Raw genomic sequence first — 12,100 nt, forward strand, 5'->3', positions numbered from 1 at the left:
ACAATTGCCCAATGAACACACTCCTGAACGTGATCTGGCTGCTCTTCGGCGGCATTTGGCTTGCCCTTGGATACTTCCTGGCAGGCATCGTCTGCTGCGCGCTGATCGTCACCATCCCCTTCGGCATCGCCTCGTTCCGCATCGGCGCCTACGCCCTGTGGCCCTTCGGGCGCACCGTCGTTGACCGGGGCGGCCAGACGTACTTCTTCTCGACGCTCGGCAACATCATCTGGCTGCTGGTCGCCGGTGTGTGGATCGCCATCGGCCACGTGCTCACGGCCATCCCCATGTTCGTGAGCATCATTGGGATTCCCCTGGGCATCGCGAACCTGAAGCTCATCCCCGTGTCCCTGATGCCACTGGGCAAGGTCATCGTCGAAACCCGCGGCACCCGGCTGCCGCAGTACCAGTTCCCGCAGCAGCCGTTCCAGCCGTACCAGGCCCCGAAGTACCGCTGAGGTTTAGGAGCCGGTTCCGCCCAGGAACGACTTCATCAGCGGTCCGCCCGAGGTTGAGCCAAGCTCCCCCTCCTCGACGAAGACGGCGACGGCGAGGTCCCCCTGCAGCGCGACGACCCAGGCGTGAGTGCGCGGAGGTGTCTCGCTGCCGAACTCGGCGGTTCCCGTCTTGGCGAGGACCGGTTCCCCCGGCACGTCGTTGAGCAGCTGGGCGCCGCCCTCGGTCACCACGGCGCGCATCAGGGTGCGCAGCTGCTCGGCTTCCGTCTTGGTCAGCGCGCTGGGTTTCGCGGCCGTTGTGCTGGACGCCGAGGGCTCCGACGACTCCCCCGACGCGGGCGATCCACCCGACGGTTCACCCGAGGGCGACGGCGCTGCGGAGGCCTCGGGGCCGGCCGCGCCCAGGAGCGTGGGCGTGACCCGGGCGCCGGCACCGACGCTCGCGGCCATCGTGGCGAGCGCCAGCGGAGAGACAAGCACCTCGCCCTGCCCGATCATTGAGGCGGCGTGCGCCGTGCCGTCGGCCTCGGCGGGGACGGCGCCGAAGAAGGCAGGCAGCCCGATGCTTGCCTCGACGCCGATGCCGAGGTCCGCCGCGGCGGAGGCGAGCTCCTCCTGGGAGACCTTCTCGCGGTTCGAGATGAACCCGGTGTTGCAGGACTGTGCGAAGGTCTGCAGCAGCGGGATGGTGCCCACATACTGTGCCGGGTAGGTGCTCGCGTTGTTGAAGCGGCGCCCCTCGACCTCGAGCTCCGCGGTGCACTGCGTGTCCGTCTCGGGGGTGAAGCCCTTGCGCAGCAGGGCGAGGGTCGTTGCGACCTTGAAGGTAGATCCGGGAGGGTACTGCCCGAGCAGCGCGGTGGGCAGGCCCTCGCTGCCCGGGCCGTTCGCGGCGGTGAGGATCTCCCCGGTGCTGGGTCGGACGGCGACGATCGACGACGCCGACGGCTCATCGGCGAGCACCTTTTCGGCGAGGGTCTGCAGTCCGAGGTCAAGGGTGGTGGCCAGTGGGGCGCCGTCCACCGGTTCCGCGGCGAACAGCTGTTTGCGTTCGCCGTTTTCGCCGTCACCCAGGACGGCGGTGATTTCGACCCCCGGAATTCCCGCGAGCACGTCGTTGTGCTGGCGTTGCAGGCCCGAGAGCCCGGTGATGTCCCCGGCCTTGAGCGATCCCTTCGACTGTTCGATCATTTCGGCGTTGGCTTCTCCGACCGTCCCCAGCACCTCGCGCGCGAAGGTCCGCGTCGGGGCGAGCTCCAGGGTGCCGGGCAGCGCCGACGCCCCGGGGACGTCGTTGATCTGTTCATCGCTGATGGTGCGGGAGGAATCATCGCGCAGCACGATTGCCTCGACGAACGCCTCCGCGCCGGCGGCGGCGACCTGTTCGGCATAGGCGCCGGGATCGATCTCGACCAGTTCTGCCAGGGCCTTTGCCGCTGCGGGGTGGTCGGCCTCGGGGATGCGTGTCTTGTCGATGCCGACCCGCAGGATCGGGCGCTGGGTCACGAGCACTTCACCGTCGGCGCCGGTGATGTCGCCGCGGTCCGCCGGGATCTCGGTAATGTTCAGCCGTTCGTCCGGGCGGAGCTCGGGAGCGAAGACGGCGGGATCCCATTCGGCCTGCCACTGGTCCTCGACCCGCGTGAGGCTCGTCGAGGTGGAGTAGGTCCAGTCTGTGTCGGTGGCGTTGATGTCCCACGTGTACTTGAGCTCGGCGGTGGCGGTGTCGTCACCGGTCGATTCGACGGCGCCCACGGCGACCTGCGGTTTCAGCGGCGCCACGCCCTCGGTGATCGTGGCGAGGTCCGCTGTGACATCCTCGGCTGCGGCTGCGGTGAACGACGAGCCGGTGACGTCGAGTGCGGACAGTCCCTGGGCAAGCTTCTTCGCCGCGTCCTCCGCCGTTGGGCGGTCGTCCGCGCAGGAAGCGAGCGTGGCGGCGAGCACTGCCGTGGTCAATATCGCTGTTAAGCGGTGAAGGTTCCCCATCAGGCCATTATTGCCGATGGGGAACCTTCGGTTCGCGCAAGAGATCAGCCGGCCGCCGCTGTGACGAGCGCCGCGCGGTCCGCCTTGATGAGGTCGGCGCAGCGCTCGCCGATCATCATCGTGGTGATGTTGGGGTTGACCGTTGTGAGTTCCGGCATGACCGAAGCGTCAGCGACGCGCAGGCCCGTGACGCCCTTGACGCGCAGCTGGGGGTCCAGCGGTGACATCGGATCGTCGACGGCGCCCATGCGCACCGTTCCCGCGGGGTGGTACACGGTGTTGTGCGTCCTGCGGATGTAGTCCTGGAGCTCCTCGTCGGTCTGCACGCCGATGCCCGGGTACAGTTCCGCTCCCGCCCATTCGGCCATGGCGGGCTGGGCGACGATCTCGCGGGCAAGCCGGATCCCCGCCACCATGACCCGCATGTCGTGCGGGTCGGTGAAGTAGCGCGGGTCAACCATGGGCTTGTCGCGGTAGTCGCGGCTGCGCAGGCGCACCGTGCCCCTCGAGCGGGCGTGGGTGACGTTGGGGGTGAGGCAGAACCCGTTCTCCGTTGTGGGGTAGCCCTGACGGAGGGTGTGCATGTCGAACGGGACGGTCCCGTAGTGGAACATCAGGTCGGGACGGTCGAGCCCCTCCTCGGTGGTGGTGAAGATCCCGATCTCCCACCACTGGGTGGAGGTCTCCGGCATCGGCTTTTTCGCCTCCCACTGGATGACGCCCTCGGGGTGGTCCTGGAGGTTCGAGCCGACGCCGGGAGAATCGACGCGCACCGCGATGCCGCGCTCGGCGAGGTGCTCGGCGGGCCCGATGCCGGAGAGCATCAGCAGCTTCGGCGAGTCGATGGCGCCGGTCGAGAGGACGACCTCGGCGCGCGCGGTCAGGGTGGAGGTGCGCCCGAAGGAGGAGTCGACCACGTCCACGCCGGTGCACCGGTTGTCGGCGTCGAAGGCAAGTTCGCGGGCGCGCAGCCCGGTCAGCAGCGTGAAGTTGGAGCGCTCCAGGATCGGGTGGATGTAGGAGACCGACGACGACGCGCGGGTTCCGTCGGCCTGACGGTTGATCTGGAAGAAGCCGGCGCCGTTGATGACCGTTTCGCCGGTGTTGAACCGGGTGCGGGGAATCCCGGCCTGCTCGCAGGCGTCGAGCAGGGCCCGGCCCGAGGGGTCCTCGGCGGGGATGTTCATGAGGTGCACGGGGCCGTCGGCGCCGTGGTGCGGGGCGTCCGGTCCGGCGTCCTCGTTGGATTCGAGCCGCTTGTACAGCGCATAGGCCGTGTCGGCGTTCCAGCCCTCGGCGCCGAACCTGCGCTCCCACTCGTCGATGTCCTCGCGCGGGGCCCAGAAGGCGATGCACGAGTTGTGGCTCGAGCACCCTCCCATGACCCGGGCGCGGGCGTGGCGCATGAAGGAGTTGCCGTTCTCCTGGGGCTCCACCGGGTAGTCCCAGTCGTAGCCGGACTCGAGGAGTTCCATCCAGCGGTCGAGCTTCAGGATCGCCTCGTTGCCGCGGTCGTCCGGTCCCGCCTCGACGAGTGCCACCTCCACGGAGGGGTCCTCGCTCAGCCGGGCGGCGACGGCGGCTCCGGCCGAGCCGCCGCCGACGACGATGTAGTCGAATTCGGTTTTCGTGAGGTCGCTCATGCTGTCTCCTCGCTCACGGGTGCCTGGAACCAGCCGGTGACGGCGGGTTCGATGTTGTGGTAGATGTGCTTGGCTTCCTGGTACTCGGCCAGACCGGTGGGCCCAAGTTCCCTGCCGACGCCGGAGGAGCCGAAACCGCCCCATTCGGCCTGCGGAAGGTAGGGGTGGAAGTCGTTGATCCAGATGGTGCCGTGACGCAGGCGTGCGGCCACCCGCTGGGACTTCCCGGCGTCCTGGGACCAGACGGCCCCGGCCAGCCCGTAGTGGGTGTCGTTGCCGAGCTCAACGGCTTCGTCTTCGCTGCTGAAGGTTTCGACTGTGACAACCGGCCCGAAGGCCTCGTCGACGAGCACCGATGAGCCGCGGGTGACCTGGTCGAGCACGGTGGGGGTGTAGTAGAAGCCCTTTTCCAGCTCGCCCTCGCCCCAGGTTCCGCCGCAGCGCAGCCGCGCGCCCTCCTCGAGGCCCTTCTGCACGTAGGCGGTGACCTTGTCGCGGTGGGCGGCGGAGATCAGGGGTCCGGTCTCAGCATCTTCATCGAACGGCCCACCGAGGCGGATCCGCTTCGCGCGCTCGACGAGTTCGTTGACGAACCGGTCGGCAATTGACTCCTCGACGAGCAGGCGCGCCCCGGCCGAGCAGACCTGGCCGGAGTGCACGAACGCCGCGTTCAGTGCATTGTCCAGGGCGGCGTCAAAGTCGGCGTCGGCGAAGATGATGTTCGGGTTCTTCCCGCCGAGTTCGAGTGCGACCTTCTTGACCGTTCCCGCGGCGGCGGCGGCAATCTTCCGGCCGGTCTCAAGGCCGCCGGTGAAGGAGACCATGTCGACGTCAGGGTGTTCCGAGAGCGGGGCTCCGACGACGGCCCCGGGTCCCAGCACCAGGTTGGCCACGCCCTTGGGCAGGCCGAGCTTGTCCAGAACGTCCATCATCAGGATGGCCGTCGAGGGGGTGAGCTCACTGGGCTTGAGGATGAAGGAGCAGCCAGCGGCGAGGGCCGGCGCCATCTTCCAGGCGGCCTGCAGCAGCGGGTAGTTCCACGGGGAGATCAGCGCGGCAACGCCCACCGGCTCGTAGACGATCCGGCTGACCACGCTGGGGTTGTTGGCGTCGACGATCCGGCCCGCGTTCTGCCCGGCGAGCTTGCCGAAGTAGGCGAAGCAGTTGGCGATGTCGTCCATGTCGATCCGGCTCTCCACGAGCCGCTTGCCCGTGTCGAGGGATTCGGCGCGGGCGAACTCCTCCCTGCGCTCCCGCAGTTCAGCGGCAACCCGGAGCAGGAAGTCCCCACGCTCGGGAGCGGGCACCGAAGCCCACTCGCCGCCGTCGAACGCCTTCCGGGCCGCAGCGATGGCGCGCAGGGCGTCCTCCCTGGTGCCCTCGGCGACGGTTGCCACGAGGGCGCCGTCGGCGGGGTTCAGGATGTCCCGGGTTCCGCCGTCGGAGGCGGCGCTCCACTCGCCACCGATGAACAGTGTTGTCTCAGTCACTTGGTTTCCTCCTGGAGGGGAAAGTCGGATTCCCAGTTGTCCTTGGCCGCCTGCTCGTCCGCCAGCGCGGTGTTGCCCGGCGCTTCGCGGTTGAGGTGCAGGAACTCAAGGTGTGTTTCGTAGTGGTCGAGCACGTCGGTGATGACCTGCTCCTTGGTGTAGCCGGTGAGGTCGTAGCTGTGGCTTCCCTCAAGGGAGAAGACCTCCATGCGGTAGTACTTCTCGTCAACCGAGGCGTTCCGCGGCGCATACGACGGCGTCTCGTACTGCACCGGATAGATCTGGTACTTGAAGGGGCGCTCTTCGCCGAGGCCGACGTTGAGGTCGACGTGGCGGATCCCGCATGACTCCACGAGGCCGGTCGCGAGGCTGACCGCGGCGCCCTGGGCACGCAGTTCGTCGTGCACCTCCTGGAGAGCGGGCTGGGCGACGGTATCGACGAAGCGGTTGGCCTGCCGCTGGCCGGGGTAGGTCATGGCGCGGGAAAGGCGCTGACGCCAGTTTCGGCCCCGGCCCTCTCCGGCGCGGCCGGACATAATGCCGGGAAGGCTCGAGCGGTAGCTGTCGGCCAGGGTGTTCTCAACGCGCAGCGCCTTGTAAAGGCCGAGCATGATGAACAGCAGCAGGATCGACAGGGGCAGGCCCATGATGATCGTGGCGTTCTGCAGGGTGGTGATGCCGCCGACCATGAGCATGGCCAGGGTGAGGACGCCGGTGGCAACGGCCCAGAAGATGCGCATCCAGCGCGGGCCGTCGGCGTCGGCGTCCTTCAGGTGCGACGAGAAGTTCGCCATGACGAGCGCGCCGGAATCGGCGGAGGTCACGTAGAACAGCAGGCCGGTGAAGGTGGCGACGGCGGCGCTGATCGGCGCGGCCGGGTACTGCTCGAGCAGCGAGTAGAAACCGCGCTCGGGCTGGCTCATCGCCGTCTCGCCGAAGGCGGCGCCGCCGCCGAGCACCAGGTCCAGGGCGCTGTTTCCGAAAATGGAGATCCAGAGCAGGATGAAGGCGAACGGCACGATCATGGTGCCGAGGACGAACTGCCGGATGGTGCGGCCGCGGGAGATGCGTGCCAGGAACAGCCCCACGAAGGGCGCCCAGGCGATCCACCACGCCCAGAAGAACAGCGTCCACGCGCTCAGCCACTCGTCGGGCCGGTCGTAGGCGAAGGTGTCGAGGGTCATGCCCGGGAATCGGCTGAGCACGTCGCCGGTGTTCTGGATGATGCCGTCGAGCAGGAAGGCCGTCTTGCCGCTGATGAGGACAAAGAGCATGAGCCCGATCGCCAGGACGACGTTCAGTTCGGCCAGGCGCCGGATGCCCTTCTCCACGCCCGAGACCGCCGAGACCGTGGCCATGACGACGGCGACGGCGATCAGGCCGATCTGGGTGGCAAGACCTTCGGGGAGCCCGAACATCACGTTGAGCCCGTAGTTGAGCTGGACGACGCCGATGCCCAGGGAGGTCGCGATGCCAAAGATGGTGCCCAGCAGTGCGGCGATGTCGACCGTGTGCCCGAGCGGACCGTCGATCTTCTTGCCGAAAATGGGGTAAAGCGCACTGCGGATGCTCAGCGGCAGGTTGTGCCGGTAGGCGAAGTAGCCCAGGGCGAGGCCCATCAGCGCGTAGAGGGCCCAGCCGGTGATCCCGTAGTGGAACAGGGTGAGCACCATGGCCTGGCGCGCCGCCTCGGCAGTTCCTCCCTCGCCCTGCGGCGGGGCGAGGAACTGCGTGATGGGCTCGGAGACCGAGAAGAACATCAGGTCGATGCCGATGCCCGCCGCGAACAGCATCGATCCCCAGGTGAACATGCTGAACTGCGGCTTCGAGTGGTCGGGGCCCAGCTTGGTCCTGCCGACCCGCGTCAGCGCGGCGACGAGGACAAAGACGACGACGAGGGTGACCACGAGAAAGTAGTACCAGCCCATGTTCGTCGAAACCCAGCCGACCATCGAGCCGATGACGGCCTCGGCGCTCTCGGTCGAGATCATTGCCCAGGCGGCGATCGCGAGGATTCCCACGGCGGAGCCGAAGAAAACGGTCCGGTTGGTTCGGGTGCGGCCGGGGGGCCGGCCCCCGTCGGTGTCAGTGGTGTCCTTGATGGGACCCGGTGGTGCTTCAGCTCTTGTACTCATTCTTCCCTCAGGTTGATGGAGGCAACGCCAGCTAGCGGCCCGCCGTGCAGCACGGAGCGTGTCCGGTTTGGCGGGCCTAAAGAGGGTATCTCCTGCTCGTGGCAACCCCCGAAACGTTTGATCTTAATCACAGCGCCACGCGGCCAAAGATACAGGCAAACCCGGCTTCGCCGTGAGCGAAGTTCGCACCGAAGAACGCCGGAAATAAGTTGAGTCAGGTACACTCAACTTAAGCATTTGCATGAGTGCCGCAGTGACGCGCCTGAAGAAAAGGATGTGCCAATGGACGCCAAATTCACCACCAAGAGCCAAGAGGCCCTCTCGGCAGCGGCGATGAACGCCTCCACGGCGGGCAACGCCCAGGTTGAACCTGCCCACTTCCTCAAAGCCCTGATGGACCAGCGTGAGGGCATCGCCGTCGCGCTTCTCAAAGCCGCGGGCGTCTCACCCGACGACATCAGCGTCCAGGCGAGCTCGGCGATCCGTGCGCTGCCGTCGTCCTCGGGGACATCCGTTGCGCAGGCGCAGTTCTCCCGCGGCGCCCTCCAGGTCATCACTGCCGCCCAGCAGGAGGCAGAGGCGCTGGGGGACCAGTTTGTCTCAACCGAACATTTGCTGCTCGGGCTGGCATCCGATGCCGGAGCCGCCGGCAGGATCCTGCGGGGGGCCGGGATTTCCCGCGACGCCCTCGCCGCCGCGCTGCCCAACGTGCGCGGGGACCGGAAGGTCACCTCAATGGACCCCGAGAACACGTTCCAGGCCCTCGAGAAGTTCGGCGTCGACCTCACCGAAATCGCACGCCAGGGCAAGCTGGACCCGGTGATCGGGCGCGACGCGGAAATCCGCAGGGTGGTGCAGGTCCTTTCGCGGCGCACCAAGAACAACCCTGTCCTGATCGGTGAGCCCGGCGTCGGCAAGACCGCCGTCGTGGAAGGCCTCGCCCAGCGGATCGTCGCCGGGGACGTGCCGGAGTCGCTGCGCGGGAAGTCGCTGATCAGCCTCGACCTCGGCTCCATGGTCGCGGGCGCGAAGTACCGCGGCGAATTCGAGGAGAGGCTCAAGGCGGTCCTCGAAGAGATCCGCTCCTCCAACGGGCAGGTCGTCACCTTCATCGACGAGCTCCACACCGTGGTGGGCGCCGGAGCCTCGGAAGGGTCGATGGACGCCGGGAACATGCTCAAGCCCATGCTCGCCCGCGGTGAGCTGCGCATGATCGGGGCCACCACCCTGGATGAGTACCGCGAGAACGTCGAGAAGGATCCGGCGCTTGAGCGCAGGTTCCAGCAGGTCTACGTGGGTGAGCCGTCCGTCGAAGACACGATCGGCATCCTCCGCGGGCTGAAGGAGCGCTACGAGGGACACCACAAGGTTTCAATCGCCGACTCGGCGCTGGTGGCCGCGGCAACTCTTTCCAACCGCTACATCTCGGGCCGCCAGCTGCCCGACAAGGCCATCGACCTTGTTGACGAAGCCGCGTCCCGGCTGCGCATGGAAATCGATTCCGCCCCGGTGGAGATCGATGAGCTGCGCCGCGCCATCGATCGGATGCGCATGGAGGAACTGGCCCTGGAGCGCGAGACGGACGAAGCCTCCCATGAACGCCTCGAGGACCTGCGCGCCTCAATGGCGGACAAGCAGGAGGAGCTGACGGCGCTCAACGCCCGGTGGGAGGCCGAGAAGGCGGGCCTGAACCGGGTGGGCGACCTCAAGGCCTCGCTCGACGAGCTGCGCTCGCAGGCCGACAAGGCCCAGCGGGAGGGCGACCTGGAGACGGCATCGCGCATCCTGTACGGGGAGATCCCGCAGGTCCAGCGCGAACTCGATGAGGCGCAGGCCGCCGAACAGGAATCGGCGGGGGACGCCCCGGAGCTGATGGTTGCCGAAGAGGTGACGGCGAATGACATCGCCGAGGTCATCTCCGCATGGACCGGCATCCCCGCCGGCCGCATGCTCCAGGGCGAGAGCCAGAAGCTCCTGCACATGGAGGAGGTTATCGGCTCCCGGCTCATCGGACAGGCCAAGGCCGTCGCCTCGGTCTCGGACGCGGTGCGCCGCGCCCGCGCCGGGGTGTCCGACCCGAACCGGCCCACCGGCTCCTTCCTGTTCCTCGGTCCCACCGGTGTCGGCAAGACCGAGCTCGCCAAGGCGCTGGCGGACTTCCTGTTCGACGACGAACGCTCGATGGTGCGCATCGACATGTCCGAGTACTCCGAGAAGCATTCGGTGGCCCGGCTCGTCGGAGCGCCTCCGGGCTACGTGGGCTACGAGGAGGGCGGCCAGCTCACCGAGGCGGTGCGCCGGCGTCCCTATAGCGTGGTGCTGCTTGACGAGGTGGAGAAGGCGCACCCCGAGGTTTTCGACATCCTCCTGCAGGTGCTCGACGACGGCAGGCTCACCGACGGCCAGGGGCGCACCGTGGATTTCCGCAACGTGATCCTCGTGCTCACCTCGAACATCGGCTCGCAGTTCCTCGTGGATCCGGCCCTTGATGACGCCCAGCGCCGCGAAGCGGTCATGCGGACGGTCAACGCGAGCTTCCGCCCCGAGTTCCTCAACCGTCTCGACGACGTCATCATGTTCGACGCGCTGAGCCTTGATGAGCTGTCCAAGATCGTTGACCTTCAGGTCTCGGCTCTCGCAAAGCGACTCCAGGACCGCAGGCTCACGCTCAAGGTGACGCCGGCGGCGAGCGAATGGCTCGCGCTGACCGGTTTTGATCCCGCCTATGGTGCCCGTCCGCTGCGCCGCCTGGTGCAGCGCCAGATCGGCGACCGGCTTGCACGCGAACTGCTCGCGGGTGGAATCACCGACGGCGACACGGTCCTTGTGGACCGGGCCGACGGCGCAGAGTCCCTTGACGGCGGAGACAACGACGGACTCAGCCTGCACCGGCTCGCCGCCTAGGCGGCCAGCCGTCAGTTCGGGAGGTGCCGGTCGGGAGGCGTCAGTTAAGCAGGCTCCGGCTGAGGGTGGCCGCCTCGGACACCGCGAAGCAGTCGACGCGGCGGTCATCGTCAGCCCAGGAGCCCTCCGTGGGAGTGACGTGGAGGAGGGTGATCTCCCCGGCCGCCGCTGCGGCGCCCTCGTTGATGTCGGCGGCGTCGCACGCGGCCTTCGCGCGGGCGCCGAGCTGGTCGCGCCCGGGGAAGTCGGCGTCGTCCGGATAGAACTCGGAGGCGAGCAGCTGGGCGTGGTGCGGCGTCGTGCAGGTAACGATTGTCACGTTCTGGTCGGCGCCGGAGAAATCGAGGAGGCACTGCCCCGGTTCGACGCTGGTTGTGGAGACGTCCTCGGCGATGATTCCGTCCGCACCGGCCGTTGTCGGTATCACGGCGGCCGAAGCGTCGGGCCCGGACAGCCGTGCGACGAGCGCCACAACTGCCCATACCAAAAGTGCGATCAGCACCAGCGCTGCCGCGAGGATCAGCACCACCGGTCGCTTGCCTGAACTCTTGCGGTTCCGTGGGCGGATCGGATGCGCGCCCGCGGCCACCGAGGCGTCCGGGCCGGACGAAGGAGCCTCACCGGCCGGGATCCACGGCCCCCGTGCCGGAGGTGCGGAGTCGGCAGGTGCGGAGTCGGCAGATGCGGCAGGGACGCGGGCAGTGTGCGGGGCGCCTCCGCCCTGATTCTCGTGCGCGCCGACCGCGGCAGGGTCGGTTCCCGCGCCAAGACCGGGCCCGGCAGGCCAGACGGTGACCGGCACCTCCGCGGCACCCGCTGCGACCGGGGATGCAGCACCGGCTGCGGCCAGGCCGGAGTCCGCACCCTCGGAGTCGTCCGTTCCCGCCGCCGTCACCGGGGTATCAGCGGACGGGCGCGGGGTTTCACCGGAGTCGCCGGATTCGGGGGCGGCTTCCATGCTCTCGGGCCCACGCGTGACGTGAACGGCCTCGGACGCGCCCGTGCCGCCCGCAGTGTCGTACGCAGCTGTGCCGCCTGTTGGATCGGAAGAATTCGTGTCGTCCGCTGGATCCGGCGTTTCCGTGTCACCGGCGGCACCCCCTGGGGGAGCGGTTCCGGACGGTGCGGCCTCGACGACCGGCGCTTCGGCCGGAAGGGGGCCGGCCACGAGGGTTCCTGCCTCCTCGGCCTCTTTCGCTACTGCACGTGCTTCGGCGGCAGCGGCCTCCAGGGACGCCGCCTCGGCCGTCTCCTCGCTGATCCGGGCCGGTTCAAGGGAAGGCTCGGTCAATGCGAGTTCCTCGGGGGAGACCGTCAGCTCCGGCTCGAGCGCTTCCTGCGACACCGCGGCATCGGAGAGAACCACGTCATCGGGGTTCACGAGCTCCGGCTCTGGGGTTTCCTCCGGGCCCGGCACCGCGTTCTCCTTGTCACTCATCGAACGGTTGTCTCCTCGACAGTCTTGGCGCCTGGGTGCCGGC

7 protein-coding genes are annotated in these 12,100 nt (G+C 68.1%); 2 read left to right on the top strand and 5 right to left on the bottom strand.

Translation table 11 applies throughout. The features are described from left to right. Nucleotides 1–11: 11 nt before the first annotated feature. Nucleotides 12–458, top strand: a complete 447-nt coding sequence (locus AC4D14_RS05795; protein WP_490900669.1) for a YccF domain-containing protein — start codon at nt 12–14, stop codon at nt 456–458. Nucleotides 459–461: 3 nt separating this feature from the next. On the opposite strand, the gene AC4D14_RS05800 is transcribed toward AC4D14_RS05795, so the two are convergent. Genes AC4D14_RS05800 through betT form a run of 4 tightly spaced genes read right to left on the bottom strand, consistent with a single transcriptional unit; the run spans nt 462 to nt 7,715 of the window. Next, nucleotides 462–2,447, bottom strand: a complete 1,986-nt coding sequence (locus AC4D14_RS05800; RefSeq protein ID WP_490900671.1) for a penicillin-binding transpeptidase domain-containing protein — start codon at nt 2,445–2,447, stop codon at nt 462–464. A gap of 44 nt (nt 2,448–2,491) precedes the next feature. Next, nucleotides 2,492–4,090 carry a GMC family oxidoreductase gene (locus AC4D14_RS05805; protein WP_490900673.1) on the bottom strand — a complete coding sequence of 533 codons (1,599 nt, stop codon included), beginning with the start codon at nt 4,088–4,090 and terminating at the stop codon, nt 2,492–2,494. Further along, nucleotides 4,087–5,580: an aldehyde dehydrogenase family protein gene (locus AC4D14_RS05810; RefSeq protein ID WP_490900675.1), complete on the bottom strand. Its 1,494-nt coding sequence runs from the start codon at nt 5,578–5,580 to the stop codon at nt 4,087–4,089. Before AC4D14_RS05810 ends, AC4D14_RS05805 begins: the two co-directional genes overlap by 4 nt. Continuing rightward, nucleotides 5,577–7,715: a choline BCCT transporter BetT gene (gene betT / locus AC4D14_RS05815; RefSeq protein ID WP_490900677.1), complete on the bottom strand. Its 2,139-nt coding sequence runs from the start codon at nt 7,713–7,715 to the stop codon at nt 5,577–5,579. Before betT ends, AC4D14_RS05810 begins: the two co-directional genes overlap by 4 nt. A gap of 282 nt (nt 7,716–7,997) precedes the next feature. Here betT and clpB point away from each other — a divergent pair, with 282 nt between their 5' ends. After that, nucleotides 7,998–10,619, top strand: a complete 2,622-nt coding sequence (gene clpB, locus AC4D14_RS05820) for an ATP-dependent chaperone ClpB (RefSeq protein WP_490900678.1) — start codon at nt 7,998–8,000, stop codon at nt 10,617–10,619. A 40-nt stretch (nt 10,620–10,659) separates the two neighbouring features. Here the strand turns inward: clpB and AC4D14_RS05825 are convergent, their stop codons facing one another. Next, entirely contained in the window at nt 10,660–12,057 is a 1,398-nt protein-coding gene (locus tag AC4D14_RS05825; RefSeq protein ID WP_490900680.1) for a hypothetical protein, read from the bottom strand. Nucleotides 12,058–12,100: the final 43 nt, after the last annotated feature.

The sequence above is a fragment of the Arthrobacter sp. TJ-254 genome, assembly GCF_058269175.1.